Genomic DNA, 22190 nt, shown 5'->3' on the forward strand with positions numbered 1-22190 from the left:
CATGGCCACTCATTCACACGCGGGACATCTGCCGTCGTCGGGAAAAGCTCTGGTCATATCCGCCTGGCTGACCGGCATCTACTTCGTGATCGAACTGGCCGTGGGGCTCTGGACCGGGTCGATCGCGGTGCTGTCAGATGCGTTTCACACGTTGTCCGCCGTGGGCGGCGTGCTCGTCGCCATCATCGCGCAGCGGATCGCGCGCCGCCCGGCGGATATGGCGCGCAGTTACGGGTGGTATCGCGCCGAGATCATTGGCGCGCTGGTGAATGGCGGCTTTCTTCTCGGCATGGCGCTACTGGTGATCTGGATGGGGGCGATGCGGCTCGGAAATCCGATCCATCTGCCCACGGGACCGATGCTCTGGGTGGCCTTCGGTGGCTTGGTCACCGAGGTGATCTCGCTCGGCCTGATGTGGAAATCCAGCCAGGATGATCTGAATACCCGCGGGGCCCTCTGGCACATCATCCAGACCTTCGTCGGCAGCCTGTTGATCATCGTGACCGCGCTTGTCATCGAGTTCACCGGCTTTCTGGCGATCGACCCAATCCTTGGTATGGCCTTCGGGGTCGTGCTCTTCTGGGCCTCTGTTGGGGTCACCCGCGAGGCGGTGCATATTCTGTTGGAGGGGACCCCGGAGGATACTGATCTCGAGGCCGTGACCGCTGATCTGCGCGCGCAGGACGGCGTTCTCGATGTCCACCATGTCCACGCATGGACCCTGACCAGCGGCAAGCATGCCTTCTCGGCCCATCTCCGCCATGCCAAGCCCGCCGATGCTGCACGCATCCTTGAGACCGCCTATACGCATCTGACCAAGCATCACGGGTTTCACATGGTGACCCTGCAGCTTGAAACCGATTGCCTCGACGAGCGCCACGCGGACGATTTGGACGTGACGCGGTCGCAACCGGGTGGTTCTGAAGGTGCAAAGGGTTCATCATCGGATGTGCACGCCCACGAAAACATCGAATCGACAATGCATGAGAAAAACGAGTGATTGACGCCATTCTCAACGCGGAACCTGAACTTCGACTGGCCGCCTTCCTCAGCGTGCTGGCCATCATGGCGCTATGGGAAATCGTCGCTCCCCGCCGTCGGCGTGACATTCCGCGCGTCATCCGATGGACGAACAATCTTGCGCTTGTCGTGATCGATACGGCAATCCTGCGACTGACCTTTCCCATTCTGGCAGTGGGCCTCGCCGTTATCGCCGAAGACCGAGGCTGGGGTTTGTTCAACACCTTGGAGGTCCCCGTCTGGACAGCTGTGCTCGTCTCAATGCTTCTCCTCGATATCGCGATCTACCTTCAGCATGTCATGTTTCACGCCATTCCTGCGCTCTGGCGCCTGCACCGCATGCATCATGCGGACCTCGAATTCGATGCAACGACCGGCCTGCGCTTTCATCCAATCGAGATCCTGATCTCGATGGTGTTCAAGCTCGCGGTTGTCGCGGCCCTGGGACCCCCGGCCGTCGCGGTTTTGTTGTTCGAGGTGATCCTGAACGCCACGGCCCTGTTCAACCACGCCAATATCAGTCTGCCGCCGTCCGTCGACCGCTGGCTGAGGTGGATTGTCGTCACCCCCGATATGCATCGCGTCCACCACTCGGTCGATCCGCGGGAAACGAACTCGAACTACGGGTTCAACCTGCCTTGGTGGGATCGACTTCTCGGAACCTATATCGCGCAACCCGCCAAGGGTCACACCGGCATGGATATCGGTATCGAGCAATTTCGGACGACGCGAGATTTGTGGATCGACAGAATGCTGGTTCAGCCGATCCGGGGACCCGCAAGCGGATATGCGCTCGATATGTCCGGGTATAGCAAACCGCAGTCCGAACAGGCGCTCGACTCCCAGTCCGATAAGACCAATATTCCAGATACCGAAGAGAGGGATTGATGAATGAAACGACGTAGCTTTCTGCTGACCGGCGCTGCCGCGACGCTCGCGCTCCCGGCGATGGCCGATACCGCACCGTCCATCAAGGTTCTGAAATCCCCGACCTGCGGATGCTGCACGGCGTGGGTCGATCATGTCCGGCAGGCCGGGTTTCAGGTCGAGGCCCGGGATGTCGGTCAGGACGCCCTCTATGCGCTGAAAGACAAGCTCCAGATCGCGCCGGAACTGGCCGGGTGCCACACCGCTGTGGTGGGCGATTACTTCATTGAGGGCCATGTGCCGGCAGAAGACATCGCCCGGCTTCTCTCAGAGCAACCGGCGGCGCGCGGGCTGAGCGTGCCGGGTATGCCGATGAGTTCCCCTGGCATGGGCGGTCCCGGTGCCGGCGATACGTTTGATACGCTGCTTGTCGGGCCCGATGGCGCGACATCGGTCTTTGCCAGTCATAGCTAAGCCAATCGGTAGGTTCCGCGGGATGGGTTGTTGACCCGACCCGCTTCCACAAGCGCCCGCAGCGCACGGTAGGTCGCCTCATGCGTCAGCTGGAGGCGCGCGGCAAAGTCGACGACGGTGCCATCTAGAAGACCCGCGACGATCCCCGCCATCACCCGATCCTCGGCGCGTCGGATGCCGACAATTTCCATGATCTGCCGGTGCGCCTGAACCTGTTGGGCCGCCTGGCGTCCATAGGCCCGCGCAAAGTCCGGGTTCGCAAAGCCGGCGAGAACCGCGGATTTGTCGATCCGGATCAACTCGCCTGCATCCATCACGATGGCATCACAATGATAGCGCTCCGAAAAGACCGAGGCTTCGGCAAAGCTGGTCCCCGGTGCCGCCCGGTGAATGATGAGTCGCTCGCCATTCGGACCAACCCGTTCGAGATGCACACGCCCGGTCTTCAGCACATAGAGGCCTCGGGTCCGTGCGCCCTGTCGAAAGAGCACGTCGCCAGCCGCAATTGTTTGCTGCCGAAGCGCAGATTTCGGGAGAAGGTCGTATGGCTCTGGCAGCATATGATTGAAATCATATTCTAGAGCAGGCCTGCGTGCTAGGAAAAACGGGTATCGTGCCGTTCAAAAGGATCCCCCCATGCGCCTTGTTGCTCTTCTGCTTGCCCTGTCATTGTCTGGACCCGTCGCGGCCCAGCACAACCATTCCGCGACCGGGCATGCGATGCCGGGTCCGCAGGAAACCGGGCAATCCGCTTTTGCCGCCATGGCGGAGATCGTGGCGCTCCTGCGCGCCGATCCCGACACCGATTGGGCAAACGTCGATATCGCGGCTCTCAGGCGACATCTCGTGGACATGGAGCTTTTGACGATGGAGGCCGAGGTTACCCGCAGTGTGCGGCCCGCCGGTATCCGGTTCGAAATCCGGGGGGCACCGCGCGTCCTCGAAGCCATTCGCGCCATGGTGCCTGCCCATGCGCCGTTCCTTGCAGCCGAGACGGGTTGGGAGGTCACGACAGAGGATCTCGGGGACGGCGTCGCCCTCCTCGTCGATGGCGAGTCCGACCAGATACAGGGTCTTGGGTTCTTCGGTCTGATGACCATCGGCGCGCATCACCAGGAGCATCATCTCATGATGGCAAAAGGCACACCACCCCACCATTGAGCTGAAGATCGGCCACAAGTTCCCTCCGCCCGCCCCCGGGTTGCAGACAAAACGTTACAAAACCCGCGTTGACGTTCCGGCGCGGGAAGGTTGCACATTTGCGATGCAATGGATGTGACTGACGACACTGACCGCAGGGATTTCCTGTATTATGCCACTGCTGGCGCGGGCGTGGTCGCCTCCGGTGCGGCGCTCTGGCCGCTGATCAATCAGATGAACCCTTCGGCGGATGTGCGCGCCCTGGCGACAATCTCGGTGGATATCTCCGGGCTCGCAGAAGGTACGCAACTGACCGTCAATTGGCGCGGAAAGCCGGTCTTCATCCGCCACCGGACGCAAGCGGAGATGGCCCAAGCGCGTGAACAGGCGGTCTCCACCTTGCCGGACACCGATGCGCGCAACCCCAACCTTCCCGGCGAGGCCGCAGCGCGGGATGAGAACCGCGCCATTCCGGGCCATGACGCCTGTCTGGTCATGATCGGTGTCTGCACGCATTTGGGATGTGTCCCGCTTGGCGATGGCGCAGGCGATTTTGGAGGATGGTTCTGTCCCTGCCACGGTTCGCACTACGATACCGCGGGTCGTATTCGCAAAGGGCCTGCGCCGGAGAACCTGCACATTCCACCTCTGGCCTTACCCGACAACATGGTGCTGACGCTCGGTTAGGCGCATGCGGCGTTGTCAACCTGACTGGCCCGCCAACCGCACGGTTGGGCAGGCTCTAGGGCATGAGATGCCCCGGAGCCAATACTGTCTCCGCCCTCCCGGGTAACGATCCTTCGGGCACAGGACAGAAGCAATCGCGCGCCTGCGCGCGATCACGGGGTCAATCGACGGGGGTGCCGCCGCTCTGCTTTGGCACCCCCGACAGTATTGCATTCTTCCTCCGCCTGACATCCAGGCGACGGCGCGAACAGGGGCTCTGGTGCCGCTGGCGCGTCAGCCTCCGCCGGAGAAATCCGGTGCCTCCCGTCGGCTGATGCCGCCGGGTCCCTCCCGATTTCACCGCTCCGGCCCCCTGTGTCCCGCCGCCGCCCGGCCGCAGGTCGGGCTGTGCCCCTCCCTGCTCTGCCCTTCGGAAGACGCGGGGGTCTTCCGAACGTCAGAGACAGGGATGGCCCGCGCCCAAGGCGGACAATGGGCCAATGCACAAGAAACCCATGCCGCGCCAACCACGAAGGAAAGGAGCGAGACCATGGGCCTCGATCAATATGCCTATCTCAAGACACCCGAAAGCGGAGACGAAGGGGAAGTGCCCGCCTTTGTCTGGCGCAAGCATTCCAAGCTGCAGACATTCATGGAAACCCTCTATGTCGCCCGCACCGGCCTCTCGGCCAGCGACCTCAACTGCGGCGAGTCGATCCTCGCGCCGGAGGACATCGATCGTCTGGAACAGGCCGTCACCGATGGCACCCTGCCCCAATGCGAGGGCGGCTTTTTCTACGGCCACCAGTTCCAGGACGAACAGGCGCAAGACTATCGCGCCTATGATCTGGACTTCTGCGCTTGGGCGCGGGCCGAAATGCAGGCCGGATCAACCGTGGTCTATTCCTGCTGGTGGTAACCCGACAGCGCCTCAGAGACGCCCTGAGCGTCTTTTGGGGGCCTTCCCCTGCTCTTCCCCTTCCATCGTCCTCCTGCGCCGCCACGGCGCGGTAGGCGCCACATCCCACCCACAAACTCAAGGAGACTTCCCATGACCAAGCAAGACCCGATCCTCACCGACACGGGCAGCATCGAACTGGTGCCGCTGGACGCGCTCACGCTCTCGGACCTCAATCCGCGCAAGAGCGTCTCGGACGCCCATATCGACACGCTGGCAGCCAGCATCGCCCGCTTCGGACTGATCCAGAACCTTGCAGGCCTGCGCACAAAGAAAGGCCGCGTCGAGATCGTCGCGGGCGGATGCCGCCTGCGGGCATTGCAGAAGATCGCCACCGAGGCCGAAACCCCTGCCCCGGTCACCGTCCCGGTGCGCATCACCGAGGATGCCGAGGAAGCTGCCATCTGGGCCAATGCCGAAAATGCCGCGCGTGAAGCCCTGACCCCGGCGGATGAAATCCGCGCTTTCGGGGCGATGACGGGCAAGGGCGCGACGGTGCCCGATATCGCGCTGGCCTTCGCCACCAGCGAGGCCCGCGTTTATCAGCGGCTGGCCCTTGCCGCCCTGCCCGCTCCGGTCATTGATGCGCTGGCGGCAGGCGAGATCACCCTCGGCGCGGCCAAGGCCTTCACATTGTCGGAGGATGCGGCGTTGACGCTCACGCTTCTCGAGCAGATCAAGGGGCAGCCGATCTCGGAGGCGCAACTGAAATCCGCGCTTAACCCCGAAGCGGTGACCGGCAGTGACCGCCGCGCGCTCTTTGTCGGCCAAGAGGCCTATGAGGCCGCAGGCGGCGCGATTACGCGGGACCTGTTTTCGCAGGCGGTCTATTTCACCGATCCGGCGCTGCTCGATGACCTCTTTGACGAACGGCTCGAGGCGGCCCGTGCCGCGCTGGTGGCGGATGCGGGCTGGCTCTGGGCCGAGGCCAAGCGCGAGCCATGGCTCAACTACTATGAAATCGACCAAGCCAAGTTGACACGGCTCTACCCGGTCGAGGGCGATCTGAGCGACGCGGAGGCCGAGGAATACGACCGGCTGGCCGAGATGTGCGAGGCGGGTGTGCTCGACGCGGACGGCGAGGCGCGGCTGGCCGATCTGCAAGCCATTCTCGACGGCTCATACACCGAAGATCAGAAGCGCGTCTCGGGGTGTCTTATCCTTGTAAATCAATCGGGTAATGTGGAGATCACCGCCGGTCTGGTGCGCCCCGAGGACAAGGACGTGGCCCTCGCGGCGGGCGTTCTTACAGCCCCCGACCGCCCTGCCCCCGCGCCGAAATCCCCCTACTCCCAGAAGCTGAGGGCCGACATGCAAGCGATCCGGCTGGCGGCGGTGCAATCGGCCCTTCTGGCCAAGCCGGACCTTGTGCTCGATCTTCTGGCCTTCGGCCTGTCAGAGGCCTCCGGGTCGTTCGAAAGCCTCTTTGATCTGCGCCTCGGACGTCCCAGCAACGTCCCGAGCATCGAGGATGGGTTTAACCGCGAGCCGCGGCTTGATCACGGTCTCGACCCGACCACCGCGTGGCAGACCGGCACCCGCGTCGATGATCTGGAGGAGGCCTTCGCCGCCTTTCGGGCCAGCGGCAAGAAGGCCCGCAACGCGGTCCTCACCGAAGCTTTCGCGCGCGCCCTGCCCGATCAGGCCGGGGACGAAGGTTTCTTTGCAGCCATCGCCGCCGAGGCCAAGGCCGATATTCGAGCCCACTGGACGCCCACGGCGGAGAATTTCTTCTCGCGCGTCTCCGCCGGGGTGCTGACCGACCTGCTCTGCACCTTTCTCGACTGCGATAGCCGCGACGCGCGTGTGGTGGCCTTCGGCAAACTCAAGAAGGCGGAGAAGGCCGAGAAGCTGGAAAAGCTGATCGGCGATGCGACCACGCAGAAACTCATGGGGCTGACCTCCGAGCAGAAAGACACGCTGGCGATCTGGGTCCCGGATTGCCTCTGAGCCTTCCTTCGTGGGAAGACCACCTGGCCCCGCTCCGGCGGGGTCTTTTTTCGTGCTCGGTCAAGCACGGGTACGGGATGGCCCAAAATTGTCCGGCGGTGGGGCAGAGGAATGCCCCCTGCCCCGCCGCCGGACCGGCGCTGCCCGCGCGGGGGTCGCTGCGCGACGGGAGGGGCCGGGGAGACACTCAGGGGGGGCGTCGGGCCTGCGGGGCGTGGAGTGACCGCCTGTGGCAGCTCCGGGGCGCGCCGTTGCGGCCAGTGGCTCGCCCCCAGTGGCCCATGTGGCGGGGCGGGAGCCTGACACCCGGTGCGCCGGCATGGCGCTCGGACAGGTGGCCTGTCCGCTGCGACCTGTGCCGAAACCCTGATTGGTATCTCACGGGATCGCCTGGGGCTAATCCTGAGTGCAGCGGCCTCCAAGGTTTGCGGCATGGGACCCATGGCGGTGACCGGTGCCGGAGCCAGGCTAGCAAGTTCCCGGGTGAGAGGCGGGATGGCGTGCTGTCCTTGCGTTCCGGCGACATACGTTGCCGAGGCGCAGATCCTGTCCAAGCCATTGGCGCTGATCGTGGCGGGCACCTGTTGTTGTCCGGGGGTCCGGCCCGTCTCCGACCGGTGTTGCTGAGCGTCGCCGGTGGCAGGGCACCCCGGGAGCCGCAAAGGTTGGGGCCCGTCTTTTTCCCCTGCCCGTGCCGGGCATTCCGCGCGGGTCAAAAAGGGCGCCCCCCTGCCCTTCTCCGCTGCGCTGCGCCTGCGGTGCTGCCCCAGGGCTCCCTGCTTTGGTCACCGGCATTGCAACACCAGACAAGGAGACACGCAATGACCCCGAACTGCATCAAATTTGACGCCGCCGAGATCGGCACCGCCAAAGGCACCGGGTCGATCTCGACCCTGACCTTCGATCTCGACATCTCTGTGGAACCCGTGACGAGCGACAATCCGATGGCACCCACCCACCGGGTGCTCGGCCGCTCGCCCCGCGGCCGTCTCGTCGAATGCGGCGGCATCTGGCGCAAACAGAACCGGGAGACCGGCGCGGACTATTTCACGCTGACGATCCGGGACTACGGGTTCAATGCCAATCTCGGCCAGGCGGCGCATCAGGACGACCCGACCCTGCAGGCGGTGATCCCCTGGGGCCCCAAAGAGGCCGCGTGAGCCCGCGGTTGGCCGGGACACCCGGCCAACCCACCCGGGCTTGGGCCTGAGAATCGGGGCCCGATTCTCCCCAATGGGTGGCCTGGGGGTGTTTCTTGCCAGGAACCTCCGAGCGAAACCCCGGTGCGCTCCGTGCAGACGACCGTGATTGTGGCGCAAGCCTGCACGGGTGGTCGCGGGCAACGGCCTTCTGGCTCCACGGCTCATATGCTCGGATCGTGATTTGCCTTTTTTGACAGCCGTGCAAATCGGGAAACATTATTAAAAACAACAATCTATAGTAATTCTGCCGCCTTCTGCGCAAAGACGTAAGGACTGGACCGGTATTGCACCCTACCAGATATTGCGGTCCCTTTTGCCCTATCTGCGGGGTCTTGTGGTCTCCCCGATCTGTGCCATGATCCGGCAGTGCTTTGCCGCCTGCTGAAAAAATCGTTGTGGATAACCCACTTCCGCTGTAGTCACAGTTTAACGAAAGAAATCGCGATAAAAGCGATATTAGGCGAGGCGGCAGGATGGCGACAGCACCATTCCGGCAAGATACAGGCGAGTTGGCCTTCGATGAAATCATTCTCCAGCAAGGAGAACTGATTTCCGATCGACTCAATATCTTGCGTCAGGAACAATACCCCCCCGATGCCCAGAAGGGTCTGCGGCAGTTTTCTCTCGCCGAGGTGGCCTATTTCCTCGGCGTCACACAGTCGACGATCAAAAAACTGCATCTGGAGGGCAAGGGACCGGAGCCACAAACCTCGGCCTCTGGGCGTCGATCTTATTCCGCAGCTCAGATGCTCGAGCTGCGCGCCTATCTCGACGCCCATGGCCGTCCGGGCAAGCGCCGTTACCTGCCCCATCGCACCGAAGGCGAAGAGCTGCATGTCATCTCCGTCGTCAACTTCAAGGGCGGCAGCGGCAAAACGACGACCGCCGCCCATCTGGCGCAGCATCTGGCGCTCAAGGGCCACCGTGTGCTGGCGGTCGATCTCGATCCCCAGGCCTCGCTCACCGCGTTGCATGGGATCCAGCCTGAATTAGACTCTGTTTCCTCGCTCTACGAGACTCTGCGCTATGACGCGGAGCGCCAGCCGATCAGCGCGGTCATCCGGCCCACGAACTTCCCGAACCTCGATATCGTCCCGGCCAGCCTCGATCTGCAGGAATACGAATACGACACGCCGGTGGCCCTCACCAGCCGCGACCCGTCCGAAGGCCGCGCCTTCTTCACCCGCATCTCAAAAGCGCTGGAAGAGGTCGAAGACCGCTACGACGTGGTGGTGATCGATTGCCCGCCCCAGCTTGGATATCTGACCCTAACCGCGCTGACAGCCTCGAGTTCGGTGCTGATCACCGTGCATCCCCAGATGCTCGACGTGATGTCGATGAGCCAGTTCCTCCTGATGCTGGGCGGCATCCTGCGCACCATCCGCGAAGCCGGGGCCGAGATGCGGCTCAAATGGTTCCGCTATCTCGTCACGCGGTTCGAACCCACCGATGGGCCGCAAAAGCAGATGGTCGGCTTCCTGCAGGCAATGTTTCCCAACCAGATGCTCGAAGCGCAGATGGTGAAATCGACGGCGATCTCGGATGCCGGGATCACCAAGCAGACGCTTTACGAGGTCGAGCGGGCGCAGTTCGTGCGGTCGACCTATGACCGCGCGATCACCTCTCTGAATGCCGTCAACGATGAAATCGCCGGTCTCGTGCATCAAGCCTGGGGGCGCGAACGCCCATGAGTTTGACAGCCGTGCAGATGCGTTTTGACAGCCGTGCAGACGAGGGGTCTCGTGGCCCGAAAAGGAGGGCATCATGGCCAGAAAAGACCTGTTGAAATCCGTGATCGGGCAGCCGACCGACCCGCCGGTCGATGGGGGCCGCTCGAGCTACGCGATGCGAGGTGCCTCGAAATCCATGAAGGTCTCGATCGACAGTCTCGCCGAAAACTCCAAACGCCTTCTCGAAGGCGAAACCATCGTCGAGATCGATCCCGCCCTGATCGATGCCTCCTTTGTCAATGACCGGCTCAGCGGCGATGACGAGGCCTTCGAGGAGTTGAAAGCCTCGATCGCATCAAGCGGGCAGGACACGCCGGTCCTGCTCAGGCCGCATCCGGAGGCCGCCAATCGCTACATGGTCGTCTTCGGGCATCGCCGGGTCCGCGTCGCGCGCGCGCTCGGACGGCCGGTCCGCGCCGTGGTCAAGGAGATGGACGATGTCGCCCATGTGCTGGCGCAGGGCCAGGAGAACACGGCCCGGGCCGATCTTTCCTTCATTGAGAAGGCGCTGTTCGCCAGGAACCTGCATGATCTCGGTCAGGCCAAGGAGGTGATCCAGCAGGCGCTGACCATCGACGGCACGCTCTTGTCGCGCATGCTGTCGGTGGCGGGGACCGTGCCGGGCCATGTCATCGCCGCGATCGGACCCGCCAAGCAGATCGGGCGGGACCGCTGGGAAGACTTCAAGAAGCTGATGGCGGTCAAAAGCAATGTCGCGGTGGCCGACCGTATCCTGGCCACGGAGGGGTTTGACCAGCTCGACAGCGACACAAAGTTCGAGATTCTGCACAGCAAGGTGACCGAGGCGGGCAGGGCGCCCCGGCGCCGGGCGGCGAAAGCCACCCCGGCCAAGCGCACCTGGACCGCCGGAGAGGGCCGGATCAAGGGCGTCATCGGACGCGCGGGCCGCGCCTATTCCATCTCGCTGACATCAAAGGATTCCGCAGGCTTTGGAGAGTTTCTCTCCGAGAACCTCGACCAGCTCTATGCGGAGTATCTGTCTCAATCGAAGGAGACATCGACATCATGACCTGAGGCAAAAGAAAAGCCCCCAAGCCGATCCGGCCCGAGAGCTTATCCAAATAGATTAGACACCTTCTGGATACCGCTCCCGCGAATCACTGTCAACGAAAGAACGTCGTTTTGGCGCACGGGATCCTTTTGCCTCCACAAAACCGGAGGTGAGATACAGGCATGACACAGAGCGGTTGGCGCAAGCCGACGCCGGCTCTCGGGACCGCGGATCAGCTGGCCCGAGACGGCGAACAGATTTCCATTGCCAAGACACGCAGTGTTGTCGCGGCGAAACGTGTGGGGGCCCATATCGGGCTGAAAGCGGCGGATCTTCTGCTGCTCGATACGCTGGCGGCCTTTACCCAGCCCCAGGATTGGGAGGAGGGGCGACGTCCGATCGTCTGGGCGTCGAACGCCTATCTGATGGAGCGGACCGGGTTTTCCCTATCGACGCTCAAACGCCACGCCCGACGTCTGGCGGAGGTCGGCGTGATCACTTTCCGGGACAGCCCGAATGGCAAACGCTGGGGCCGCCGCGATGCCGATGGTGTGATTGTCGAGGCCTACGGGTTCGATCTCGCCCCCTTGAGCGCCCGGGCCGCGGAGTTCGAGGCACTGGCGGCCGATCTGGCAGCAGAGCGCGCGCTCTGTCAGCGTCTGCGGCGTCAGATCACAATTGCCCGGCGCAGTATCCGGGCGCGTCTCGAGGCGGCCCTGGAGCGCCAGGAACACATGCCGGGGCTCCGGAGCCTGCAACAGGCCTTTGAGGCGCTTCTGGCCTGCCTTCCAGGCCCGCGTGCAGGGGCCGGCATGCTTCAGCGACTGGCTGATCGCTTCGCTGACCTGCTGTCGCGGGTCGAGAAGCTGTTTCTGCGGGAGGCAAAACCTGTGCATCACAGCACAGAGATGACCGAGGAAATTGAAAATATGGACCCCAGGGAGGTCAGTTCCGGACCTCACATACCAATTACAAAACAGCTTCATCCTGTAATCAGTAATTCCTCAGAAAATGAGGAAGCGGCGGCTGAACCGCCCGGACCGGCAACGCCAGCACCTGTGGCACAGACAGCGTCGGACAGTGGGGCAGGGGAGGCCAACAAACCGCAGGTCGGGATCGAGTTGGGCACGATATTGCAAGCCTGCCCGGAATTCACCTCCTGGGGGCGCAATCTGGGCGGCTACATCCGCGATTGGCGCGATTTCGTGCGGGTCGCCGGTGAATTGCGGCCGATGATCGGGATCTCGGAACACGCTTGGATCGCCGCACAGGAGCAGATGGGCAAACCCGCCGCTGCGGCTGCATTTGCCTTGGTCTTCGAGAAGGTCCATTCAGGTGAGGTCAACTCGCCGGGCGGATATCTGCGGGGCATGGTCGAAAAGGCCGGGGCAGGGGAGCTGCATCTCGAGCGCAGTTTCTTCGGTCGGCTGAGTGAGATGGCGGCGTGAGACCGGGCTTTGCCTCTCGAAATCCTTGCAAATCTTCCACGAGATGGAATAAATGCAAGGTATGATCGTGCGCAATCACCTCAAACGGGTCGAAGACGCCCTCGATGCCCAGGCGGGGGTCGTCCTTCTCGGGCCGCGTCAGGTCGGCAAGACCACGCTGGCCCAGGATATCGCAGAGACCCGTGAGGCCGTCTATCTCGACATGGAGCGGACCGCGGACCGGCAGATCCTCGAAGAGCCCGATCTCTATCTCGATGCGCAGATGGGCAAGCTGGTGGTGATTGACGAAGTGCAACTGATGCCGGGGCTGTTCGGCGCGCTACGCGGGCAGATCGACCGCCGCCGCCGGGCCGGGCACCGCACCGGGCAATTCCTGCTCCTGGGGTCGGCCTCCAATACGCTGTTACAGCAAAGCGCGGAATCGCTGGCAGGCCGGGTCAGTTATCACGAACTGACGCCGTTCACGCTGGATGAAGTGGGGCAGGGGGCCTTGCAGAGGCTCTGGCTGCGCGGCGGCTTTCCAGAAAGCTTTCTTGCCCAGTCGGACCGGGCCAGCCTGAATTGGCGCGAGGATTTCATTCGCACCTATCTCGAGCGGGACATCCCGAGCTTCGGCCTGCGCATCCCGGCCGAAACCCTGCGGCGGTTCTGGACCATGCTGGCCCATGAGCAGGGCGGGCTCTTGAATGCGGCAAAGCTGGCGGCGGGCCTCGGCGTCTCCGGCCAAAGCATTGCGCGCTATCTCGATCTGCTGGTGGACCTGATGCTGGTGCGACGGCTCCCGCCCTGGCACGCGAATACCGGCAAGCGGCTGGTGAAATCACCCAAGGTCTACATCCGCGATGCGGGCCTGACACACGCGCTCTTGGGGATCGCGACCGCGGAAGCGCTGCTCGGTCATCCGGTGGTCGGCGGCTCCTGGGAAGGCTTCTGCATCGAAAACCTGATCGCGGCGGCCCCGCGTGGCACGGAAGCCAGTTTCTATCGCTCCTCGGCCGGGGCCGAGATCGACCTGATCCTGAAATTGCCCGGCGGGGCGCTTTGGGCCATTGAGATCAAACGCACGACCAGTCCCAAGGTCACCCGCGGGTTCCATATCGCCGCCGACGATCTCGACGTGGCGGAGCGGCTTCTGGTCTATGCCGAGACCCGCGAAGTGCCGGGGCAAGGCGGGCTCCGTGCCATGCCGCTCTCGGCCGCAATCGACTGGCTGAGCGCGCTCTAGGAGCGCGTCTCCGCCTGGGTTCCCGGCCAATCCGCGGCCCAAGCCCCGATGACACGGGGGCTGATCAATCCTCGACCCGCCTGCCAGCTGCGCCTCCCGTCAGGTCCCCCGTGCGAGCAGGGGAGCGCGGGCCTGACAGACGCCGCCGCCAGCGCAATGGCCTGCCCGCGCCGGTCGCGGACGCTCCCCCGTGTTGACCATGCGCCGTCGGCTCACGGCGCCCGTCCTGCCTTTCCGCGTCCCGCACGAGGGACCTGCCGAAAGGAGGACATCATGGCAAAACGACCCGACATCTACACCCGCGTCACCGCGAAGATCATCGCCGATCTCGAAGCCGGGACCCGGCCTTGGCACAAGCCCTGGAACGCCGAACATCTTGCGGGGCGTATTTCCCGACCCTTGCGGCACAACGGGGTCGCCTATCGCGGTCTCAACATCGTCCTGCTCTGGGCCGCCTCGGTCGCCCAGGGCTTCGCCGCGCCGACTTGGATGACCTATCGTCAGGCGTCAGAACTCGGCGGCCAGGTGCGCAAGGGCGCAAAGGGCGAGCTGGTCGTCTATGCAGACACCTTTCGCAAGACCGATACTGACGCCGCCGGTCAGGACCGTGAGGTCGCGATCCCCTTCATGAAGGGCTACACGGTCTTCAACGTCGACCAGATCGAGGGCCTTCCCGAGGCGTTCTATGCCGTCCCGGAGCCGATACTCGACACAGTCGAGCGCGATGCGGCTGCAGACGCCTTCTTTGGAGCCACGGGGGCCGACATTCGTCACGGGGGAACTCAAGCCTATTACGCCGTTGAACCGGACTACGTGCAGATGCCGCCCTTCGAGACTTTCCAAGACCCAGAGAGCTACTACGCAACACTCGGTCACGAGATCACCCACTGGACCCGCCATCCCGATCGCCTGGACCGGAGTTTCGGTCGAAAGCGTTGGGGCGATGAAGGCTATGCGCAAGAGGAGCTTGTCGCGGAACTGGGCGCTGCGTTTCTGGCCGCCGATCTGGGATTGTCGCCGGAACCGCGCGCGGAGCATGCCGCCTATATCGATCATTGGCTTCGCGGTCTTCGGAGCGACACGCGATATATCTTCCAGGCCGCGGCCCATGCGCAGCGTGCAGTCGATTTTCTGCATGATCTGCAACCGGATCGGGACGAGGCCGTCGCTTAGGCGGTCGCAAGACAGACCTGCCTAAGGGTTCGCAGGTGACGTTTCCGGACCTTCCATGCGCCAACAGTCGGTGGCGGCAATGCGGGACAGCGCTGCCATTGATGTTCTCGAATTGAAAGGCCGCATTGCACGCCTTACGGTCGCGCGAATACACCTAACAAAAGCGGCACCGCGCAGCAGGATCAGTAAGCTCTACAGAAGCTGCGTGGTGCAAAAATCTTGCTCGCGCGCCAGTACAGGTATTTTTGGAGCTACTGGTCCAGAAATTGGCAGAGAAGATCGGAACGCCAGCAGAGTTATGGCTACGTCTGTCCTGCGTCGGTCGCTGTCTTCCGGTATCGCTGCCGTTCCGCGGCCATCGCCGCAGCCCATTCGGCACGCAGCAGATCCATCCTGCGCGGGATTTTGGTATTCAGAACTTCACCTGACACGATACGCTCGGTGCGAAAATACCGAAACCCTTTTCGCAATTCGCACCAGGCCGCGATGATCCGGCCCTCGTCGCGATACCCCAGCAGGATCGGCCACAGGATGCGATCGGTCTCCGCACCCGAGCCATCCCGATAGGTCACAGCAACTTTAAGGCGCGCTCGGACCGCTTGGCGAATACGCGCAGCGGAGAGGACTTCCGGTTGCGCTTCCACCGGTGCGACACTGGTCGCTGGTTCTACGAAGGAGGTCTGGAACCGGGACGGGCTGACGGTCTCGATCTTCGTCAGCAGCTTATCGGCGGCGATGGCCAATTCTGGTTCTCCCCGCGTCCGTACCCATTGGGCGCCCAGAATGGCGGCTTCGATTTCATCAGATGTTAGCATCAAGGGCGGCATGTGGAATCCCGCCCGGAGGATGTAGCCTACACCAGCTTCGCCCTCGATTGGGACACCTTGGGCCATGAGCGCAGCGATATCACGGTAGATTGTGCGTTTAGTGACACCAAGCTCCTCGCCGATGGATTTGCCGGAGATCGGTCCTCTCGCCCGCCGCAGGATTTCAATGATCTCGAATAGTCTTTCGCCCCGTCTCATGCGCGCCTCCTGATGTGCAGGATAACTATGCTGACACTATGGTGACAACACGCTGTCAGCAGCGTGGGGTTATAGCTTCCTTACCCGAACAAAATAGGAGCTTACCAATGAAGACCGTTCTACCTCTCGCCGCCTCTGTCTTTCTAACCGGTGCGACTGTTGCTGCCGCCCAAGATGATCAGGCGATCCTGGCCATGGGAGCCTATGTGCCCACCGATGATATGGCCGTATCAGAGGAGTTTTATCGCACTCTCTTCGACCGCACCCCAGTGATCGAGCTGCCCGATTTCGTGGCCTTCAACATCGAGGGCGGGTGGTTCGCAATTGCGTCGCGCATTAAATACGCGCCGGGGTCCATGCCCGGGTCTGGCGCGGTGCCTTATCTGCAGTCCAACGATCTGTTGACACTACAAGAGCGTGCAAGCGCCGCCGGCGCCGACGCACCGGACATCATCGAAGAGCCGGGAATTCATCTGCTCAAGATCACCGATCCCAATGGACAGTTGATCGAGTTCTTTGCGCTAATGGGGCAGTGACCCAGACAGGGGCGCTGGCTTACTTGCGATGGTAGGTCAGCGCGCTTGTGATGAACAGCTCGAGCTTCTCAGTTGGAAGAACCTCCGTTCTTGCAAAGTGGATGGCGCGGTGGCCTTCGTAGTCAAAATCATCGGGAAAGAGCGCTTTGAAGTCCGACACTATGCTTGTCTGACAATGCACGTATATCGCAAAGCCACCGGACTTGGGACACCCAAGCCGGATCGTCGTACCTGATTTGGTTTCCGGCGTCAGGTAGGCCGGTTGTCCCCATTTCAGCGTTTCTTCTAGCCGTCCGACGCCTTCGGTGCGCGCAGCCACATGAAAGATGAGCGCTCGCAGGTGTAGCAGGCCATTCTTGACCTCGTCGGGGAAGGCGGAAAAGGCCCGCTCAACGTTTGGATCGTTGAATGGCTGGCTCACGGCGCGGTCCTTTCGTCAACGGCCCGACAGGGCATCGGCCAATATGTCAAACACCAGCCTGATCCTACGACTGGTTTGCAGCTCACGATGTGCAACAAGCCAGACGGGGATGGAGAACGGCTCGATCTCTGCCAGCACAGGCTGGAACTCGGGGAACTTGGTCGCGATGTTGTCGTTCATGATCGCAATGGCGTGGCCTTTGCGCGCGATCTCCCATTCGACCAGTTGCGAGTTCGATGCGTAGCGGAAATTCTTCTGCGACAGATCAAGCCCGACAAGCTTGAGATAGCCAACGATCCGCTCAAAATCCCCGAAGCTGACAAATTGATGAGCCGACATATCGCCGTTCTGATGCGGGGTGCCATACCGGGTGATGTACTCGTCGACCGCGTAGAAGCGCATCGTCTGATCGCAGGCGAGCTTCGCAATCAGATTAGGCTGCTCGGGGCGCATATGCCGAATGGCGATGTCAGCCTCGCGCAATAGAAGGTCCCGCACAGAGTTATCGGCGGCGATCTCCAGCTGCAGATCCGGTGCCATTTGAGACAGCCGGTCCAGAATGTCAGGCAAGAGATAAACTGCGGTCATCTCAGAGGCGGTGACGCGCACTTTGCCTTCGATGTCTTGCGACTGGCCTGATGCCGCCAAGGACATCATGTTCGCCCCTTCCGCCATTGCTCGGACGTGATCGAGCAAATCAAGACCTGCGGGTGTGAGCGAGACAGTTCGACCTGTTCGCTCCAGAAGCGTGACCTTCAAATCTTCCTCAAGTGCCGCCAGTTGCCGTGTGACCGTTGGCTGGGTCAGCTTCAGCGCCGTCGCAGCCGCCGACAAAGACCCTTCCTCGGCGACAGCTAGGAAAGACCGCGCCTGGTTCCAGTCAAATGAGATCGCATTCCAGTTCATGACGGCAGAATACCACGGTTTTTAGAATACCAAACCAACGTTTTTGGTCATTTCATATACGAAATTCGTCAGTTTAGTTGTGTGGCGGGCATGACCCGGAATTCACATTAACTAGAAAGGACGACATTATGAAACTCGTTGTGTTGGGAGCAAATGGCGGCACCGGCAAGCACGTGCTGCGCGCTGCGTTAGAGGACGGCATGACCGTGACCGCCGTAGTTCGGTCAGAAGGTAAGCGGCCAGAGATTGATCATCCAAATCTGAAAATTGTCGTTGGCGATCCCTGCGACCCGGCGTTCTTGAAGACGGTCTTGCGCGGCCAGGACGCACTGATTTCCACGCTTGGCGGACGCGCACCAACAAAGGTTGCAACCTCAGTCTACTATCGCTCCGCCGACGCCATTGTTGAAGCGGCTTGGGACACCGGCCTGAAACGTGTGCTGGTGACGTCCACCGCATTGCTCTTTCCCGAGCAAACGCTGCTCGGAACACTGCTGCAATACCTCGTTCCCAATGTCGTGCGAAGCGCAGACAAAATGGAGAAGGTACTGCAGAGCTCCGGTCTGAACTGGACGGCGGCGCGTGCAGGGTTTTTGAATGACGTACGAGAGGCAACCTACCGTGCAGTCAAGGGTGCATTGCCCAAGGACGGAACGGCGGTGCCCCGTCTCGCACTGGCCCGTTTCCTGGTCGACGCGGTCCAGAACCCAGAGACCAATTGTGCAGCCTACGGCGTATCCCACGCAGCGGCTTGAGGCGCAGCACGGAAGCTTGATCCATATTCATGGATCAAGCTCCAAATGCGGCGTCCCATCCGATGTGCGCTCTTTCGAATGGCCTGCTGGACCGACCTCGACGCGGATCTGCTTGCGTAGGTTCGAGAAACTCTCAAAGCGCACAACGTCAACTGCCTCATCAAGGTCCAGGACCAATCGGAACCAGCCGGGCCGCAATTGTTCAGATGACAGGATTTTTGCCGCAAACGGTTGCGATAGGTAGCGTCCGGTCACGCGTTTTCCGACGCTCCATGCATCAGATTGACGGGCTTCGATTGCGGCGTGAAACCCGTTCCAATCCTTGAAACCATGGCCTCGGGCAATGCGCTCAAGTACTTGGGAGTGGCCAAGAACAACGCCTTCATCGGCAAGGCGCTTGCGCAGCGCCTTTGCCAGTTTTTTTGCTTCAGCAGGCGTTGGCAGATCTCGAGTCATGCCAATCCCTCCTTGCCCGGTTGAAACACGCCCCAACGCAGGGACCGCACCTTCGCCAATCTCATCAGAACGCCAACTGTCAGGATTAGCAGCAGGATTTCGGCAATGGGCGCCGCCAGCCAGATCCCGATCTCGCCAACACGCGCGGCCAGCACGAAGGTCAGCGGTATCGCGAAGAGATACGGCTTCGACAGCCCTAGGAGGCCAGCCCGGCCGGCGTCACCAATTGCTTGAAAGTGCATGGCGAGCATCATCAGCGGCCCCGACAGGAAGAACCCCGCAGACATGATCGGCAGAATGCGAGCGACCTCAGAGATGACCGCCGCATCCGTGACAAAGGCGGCCCCCAACTCCGCCGCGAACACCGACATGCCGATCTGCATGGCAAGGCAATACATGAACGCGACCGTAGTCGCCATGCGCAGGCTTGCATCACTACGACGAAATGCGCCCGCGCCATAGTTGTGACCCGTGATGGTTTGCATTGCATGGGCCAATCCCAGAAGTGGAAGGAAGGCAAAGGTGATTAGGCGCGTGATGATACCGTAGGCGGACACGGTTGCGTCGAATTGCGCCGTCTCAACCCATTGCAGAGCGACAAGGATGGCGGTGGACCCAAGCGCCAGGCCGATGAAGTTGAGGCTTTGCGGCGCACCCAATGCCAAGATGCGCCCCCACCCGGCGACAAGGGAATGGTGTAACAGCACCGATGGGCGCAGATCTGTCGTACCCAGAACACGGAACGCGAGGATGATCCCGAACGCCAGTCCCTGCGCCAAGGCTGTGCCGTAAGCTGACCCTGCGACACCCATGTCCAGCAACCCAATCAGGACGTAATTGAACCCCATATTCGACAGCGAAACGAGCAAGCTCATCGCCGCCATGAACAGCACCCGCCCTTCGTTGCGCAAGGCGTCCGAATTGACCGACAAGACAAAGACCAAAGGCGACGCGAACACGGTGATCCGCAGGTATGTCAGCCCAAGCTCAGCCAGGTGCTCTGACCCACTTGCGAGTAGCAGCGCAACGGGGGCACCGAACGCCAAAAACAGCAGGATAAGCACAAGGCCCGTGAAAGCGGCCAAGCCATGGGCTCCGGCAAAGGTGTCACGCGCTTGATGCAGGTCGTCTGCCCCAAGGGAACGGGCCAGTACGCTCGACATTCCCGATGACACAAGCGTCGCCAAAGAGACCACCAGCATGTAGAGCGGAAACATCAGCGTGACTGCCGCCAACGCATCAGGACCAGCGAAATGGCCCAGGAACAACGCATCGACAACGGCAAGAAGGCCGTTCATCCCCATAACAAAGATGATCGGCGATGCGGTGTTTGCGTAAATGGGGCCCAAAGGCCCTGAAAGATAGGTATTTGTTTGGGGTGACATGACCCGGTTTCCTTCTGGCTCAAGCTGCGAAGAAAGATGGGGCCCGCATTACCATCCGCGCGACGAGTGCCGAGGATGACCAAGATCGTAACTTATACAGAACTTCACCAAAAAGCGTCAGCGGGCGGCGGGCGTCTGTAGCCGAGTGCTCCGCTACCTGAGTGATTGGAGACCGTCAAGTTCATTTTGAACTGATCGGTTCACTTTTGAGTTGTCCAGGTTGGCGCCAATGTCGGCTCTCTGCGGTCTAACGGACGTTTATGCAGTGCGCAGCATCGGTCGAAGAGGGCTGATTTCGTTGAAAAAGGCGTTTGATCTTGTGTGTTGGGGATGGGTTCTGCGAATGTTTTGTTGGGCAGTCTTGGGCGGTGCCGCCTTGTTACCCAGCGGCTGGGGCCATCGGCTTGAGCTTTGCTAGTTTCCGGAGGTTCTGGGCGATAGCTGCGAGGTTGAATTCGTCTTGAACGCCGCATGGCCCTCGTAATCTCAGCCGTCCCAAGCCGAGGATGCGCTTGAGGTGGGCGAAGAGCATCTCCACCTTCTTACGTCGGCTCTGTGCGGTTGGATTGTAGTCGGACGCCGTGCATTGGCGGGTGAAGTCTCTGACGATTTCGTACTTCTCGCGGTGGATGGCACGGGCCTCTGAGTTGGGGCAGCATTTGGCTTTCAACGGGCAGCTTCTGCAGTCTGCGCTTCGGGCCCGGTATTTGCGTGATCTCCAACTTTGCAGATTCCGGCTTGGATCAGAGTAGGTGCGCCAGGTGTGCCGCATCTCTTTGCCTTCAGGACAGATGTAGCGGTCGTTCTCATCGTCCCAAGTGAAGTCGGAACGTGAGAACGTCCCGTCCTTGCGCTCGCCTTTGTCGAAAACGGGGATGAACGGCAATATCTTCCGTTTGAGCGCCAGCCAGACCAAATTATCGGTCGAGCCATAGGCGGTGTCTGCGGCGATCCAATCCGGCTTCAGGCCGAAGCGGTCTTCGGTGCGGTCGAGCATCTTGCGCATAGCACCGACTTCGGCGGTTTTGTTTGACCGGCTGGCGTCCACATCGACGATGATCCCGTGATCTGTATCGATCAGGTAATTGTCGGAATAAGCAAAGAATGCTGGCCCTTTGCGCGCAGCCGTCCATTGGCTTGCTGGATCGGCATGGGCGGTAAACTTCGGCTTGGCCGTGGTCGCCGCCCCGAAGGCTTCGTCGTCCAAAGTGTCGAGATACTCGCGTACAGCACGGGGGGCATCATTCGGGTCAATCTTCCGGGCCGCCCAGTCATCTGGATTGCTGGAGTTCTGCTTCTGGACGTCAGCACTGATCAGGCTGGCATCGACAGCAAAACCCTGACCACCGACAAGGCCTTCCTCCATGCAGCGTGCCACCGTTGTCTCGAAGACATGGCGCAGCAGATCGCTTTCGCGGAAGCGGCCATGTCGGTTCTTTGAAAACGTCGAGTGATCCGGGATGCGATCCGTCAGGTCGAGGCGGCAAAACCAACGATACGCCAAGTTCAGATGCACCTCCTCGCAGAGCCGTCGCTCTGACCGGATGCCAAAGCAATACCCCACCAAGAGCATCCGGATCAGCAGCTCAGGATCGACCGAAGGACGACCTGTGTGGCTGTAGAAATCCGACAGATGCGCACGGATGCCGCTCAGATCGACAAACCGATCAATCGACCGCAGCAGATGATCTAGCGGAACATGATCCTCCAGCGAAAACTCGTAAAACAACGCCGCTTGCGCTTCCTGCCTCGGTCCCATCATCGCAGATCCTCCCGCCTGTTGGGCAAATTGAATCAGGGCTCTGCCCCTCAAGCAAGCAAGAGTTTTTCAACAAAATCGG

General features: G+C 61.6%; 22 protein-coding genes. 15 read left to right on the top strand and 7 right to left on the bottom strand.

The window, feature by feature from the left end:
* Position 1: 1 nt before the first annotated feature.
* Genes AB4K19_RS20390 through AB4K19_RS20400 form a run of 3 tightly spaced genes read left to right on the top strand, consistent with a single transcriptional unit; the run spans position 2 to position 2361 of the window.
* Complete coding sequence (locus tag AB4K19_RS20390; RefSeq protein ID WP_375231046.1) at positions 2-1000, top strand: cation diffusion facilitator family transporter; 999 nt, start codon at positions 2-4, stop codon at positions 998-1000.
* Positions 997-1908: a sterol desaturase family protein gene (locus tag AB4K19_RS20395; RefSeq protein WP_436399571.1), complete on the top strand. Its 912-nt coding sequence runs from the start codon at positions 997-999 to the stop codon at positions 1906-1908. The genes AB4K19_RS20390 and AB4K19_RS20395 overlap by 4 nt, the downstream gene beginning before the upstream one ends.
* Positions 1909-1911: 3 nt before the next feature.
* Complete coding sequence (locus tag AB4K19_RS20400) at positions 1912-2361, top strand: DUF411 domain-containing protein (RefSeq protein ID WP_425041319.1); 450 nt, start codon at positions 1912-1914, stop codon at positions 2359-2361.
* On the opposite strand, the gene AB4K19_RS20405 is transcribed toward AB4K19_RS20400, so the two are convergent.
* On the bottom strand, positions 2358-2921 hold the full coding sequence (locus tag AB4K19_RS20405; protein WP_425041318.1) for a Crp/Fnr family transcriptional regulator: 564 nt from the start codon (positions 2919-2921) through the stop codon (positions 2358-2360). The two genes, AB4K19_RS20400 and AB4K19_RS20405, sit on opposite strands and share 4 nt — an antisense overlap.
* Positions 2922-2997: 76 nt before the next feature.
* Here AB4K19_RS20405 and AB4K19_RS20410 point away from each other — a divergent pair, with 76 nt between their 5' ends.
* From AB4K19_RS20410 to AB4K19_RS20455, 10 genes are all read left to right on the top strand, one after another.
* Entirely contained in the window at positions 2998-3522 is a 525-nt protein-coding gene (locus AB4K19_RS20410) for a hypothetical protein (protein ID WP_375231048.1), read from the top strand.
* A gap of 108 nt (positions 3523-3630) precedes the next feature.
* On the top strand, positions 3631-4188 hold the full coding sequence (petA, locus tag AB4K19_RS20415; protein ID WP_375231049.1) for a ubiquinol-cytochrome c reductase iron-sulfur subunit: 558 nt from the start codon (positions 3631-3633) through the stop codon (positions 4186-4188).
* Between the two features lie 529 nt (positions 4189-4717).
* Positions 4718-5086 carry a hypothetical protein gene (locus AB4K19_RS20420; protein WP_375231050.1) on the top strand — a complete coding sequence of 123 codons (369 nt, stop codon included), beginning with the start codon at positions 4718-4720 and terminating at the stop codon, positions 5084-5086.
* A gap of 132 nt (positions 5087-5218) precedes the next feature.
* Positions 5219-7075: a ParB/RepB/Spo0J family partition protein gene (locus tag AB4K19_RS20425; protein ID WP_375231051.1), complete on the top strand. Its 1857-nt coding sequence runs from the start codon at positions 5219-5221 to the stop codon at positions 7073-7075.
* A gap of 821 nt (positions 7076-7896) precedes the next feature.
* Positions 7897-8235 carry a DUF736 domain-containing protein gene (locus tag AB4K19_RS20430; RefSeq protein ID WP_013959932.1) on the top strand — a complete coding sequence of 113 codons (339 nt, stop codon included), beginning with the start codon at positions 7897-7899 and terminating at the stop codon, positions 8233-8235.
* A 515-nt stretch (positions 8236-8750) separates the two neighbouring features.
* Positions 8751-9968: a plasmid partitioning protein RepA gene (gene repA, locus AB4K19_RS20435; RefSeq protein ID WP_436399572.1), complete on the top strand. Its 1218-nt coding sequence runs from the start codon at positions 8751-8753 to the stop codon at positions 9966-9968.
* Positions 9969-10041: 73 nt separating this feature from the next.
* Positions 10042-11037 (top strand): plasmid partitioning protein RepB, encoded by a 996-nt coding sequence (gene repB / locus AB4K19_RS20440; protein ID WP_282129225.1) that lies wholly within the window; start codon positions 10042-10044, stop codon positions 11035-11037.
* A 164-nt stretch (positions 11038-11201) separates the two neighbouring features.
* Complete coding sequence (gene repC, locus AB4K19_RS20445) at positions 11202-12467, top strand: plasmid replication protein RepC (protein ID WP_436399573.1); 1266 nt, start codon at positions 11202-11204, stop codon at positions 12465-12467.
* Between the two features lie 61 nt (positions 12468-12528).
* Positions 12529-13692 carry an ATP-binding protein gene (locus AB4K19_RS20450; RefSeq protein ID WP_436399609.1) on the top strand — a complete coding sequence of 388 codons (1164 nt, stop codon included), beginning with the start codon at positions 12529-12531 and terminating at the stop codon, positions 13690-13692.
* A gap of 273 nt (positions 13693-13965) precedes the next feature.
* On the top strand, positions 13966-14865 hold the full coding sequence (locus tag AB4K19_RS20455) for an ArdC family protein (protein WP_436399574.1): 900 nt from the start codon (positions 13966-13968) through the stop codon (positions 14863-14865).
* 302 nt (positions 14866-15167) lie between these two features.
* Here AB4K19_RS20455 and AB4K19_RS20460 read toward each other — a convergent pair whose 3' ends face one another.
* Entirely contained in the window at positions 15168-15890 is a 723-nt protein-coding gene (locus AB4K19_RS20460) for a helix-turn-helix transcriptional regulator (RefSeq protein ID WP_436399575.1), read from the bottom strand.
* 107 nt (positions 15891-15997) lie between these two features.
* On the opposite strand from AB4K19_RS20460, the gene AB4K19_RS20465 reads away from it, so the two are divergent.
* Positions 15998-16426: a VOC family protein gene (locus tag AB4K19_RS20465; protein ID WP_436399576.1), complete on the top strand. Its 429-nt coding sequence runs from the start codon at positions 15998-16000 to the stop codon at positions 16424-16426.
* A 19-nt stretch (positions 16427-16445) separates the two neighbouring features.
* Here the strand turns inward: AB4K19_RS20465 and AB4K19_RS20470 are convergent, their stop codons facing one another.
* Positions 16446-16847, bottom strand: coding sequence for a DUF1801 domain-containing protein (locus AB4K19_RS20470; RefSeq protein ID WP_436399577.1), 402 nt, complete (start codon positions 16845-16847; stop codon positions 16446-16448).
* Between the two features lie 15 nt (positions 16848-16862).
* Entirely contained in the window at positions 16863-17753 is an 891-nt protein-coding gene (locus AB4K19_RS20475) for a LysR family transcriptional regulator (protein ID WP_436399578.1), read from the bottom strand.
* A gap of 128 nt (positions 17754-17881) precedes the next feature.
* Here AB4K19_RS20475 and AB4K19_RS20480 point away from each other — a divergent pair, with 128 nt between their 5' ends.
* Positions 17882-18508, top strand: coding sequence for an NAD(P)-dependent oxidoreductase (locus tag AB4K19_RS20480; RefSeq protein WP_436399579.1), 627 nt, complete (start codon positions 17882-17884; stop codon positions 18506-18508).
* Positions 18509-18535: 27 nt separating this feature from the next.
* Here AB4K19_RS20480 and AB4K19_RS20485 read toward each other — a convergent pair whose 3' ends face one another.
* From AB4K19_RS20485 to AB4K19_RS20495, 3 genes are all read right to left on the bottom strand, one after another.
* Complete coding sequence (locus AB4K19_RS20485; protein WP_436399580.1) at positions 18536-18964, bottom strand: glyoxalase superfamily protein; 429 nt, start codon at positions 18962-18964, stop codon at positions 18536-18538.
* The gene (locus AB4K19_RS20490; RefSeq protein ID WP_436399581.1) at positions 18961-20349 is read right to left on the bottom strand and encodes an MATE family efflux transporter; all 1389 of its coding nucleotides are present in this window, start codon (positions 20347-20349) and stop codon (positions 18961-18963) included. The genes AB4K19_RS20485 and AB4K19_RS20490 overlap by 4 nt, the downstream gene beginning before the upstream one ends.
* A gap of 379 nt (positions 20350-20728) precedes the next feature.
* Complete coding sequence (locus AB4K19_RS20495) at positions 20729-22111, bottom strand: IS1182 family transposase (protein WP_436398948.1); 1383 nt, start codon at positions 22109-22111, stop codon at positions 20729-20731.
* Positions 22112-22190 lie beyond the last annotated feature (79 nt).

The sequence above is a fragment of the Roseobacter phycocola genome, from assembly GCF_042055075.2.
Classification (GTDB): Bacteria; Pseudomonadota; Alphaproteobacteria; order Rhodobacterales; family Rhodobacteraceae; genus Roseobacter.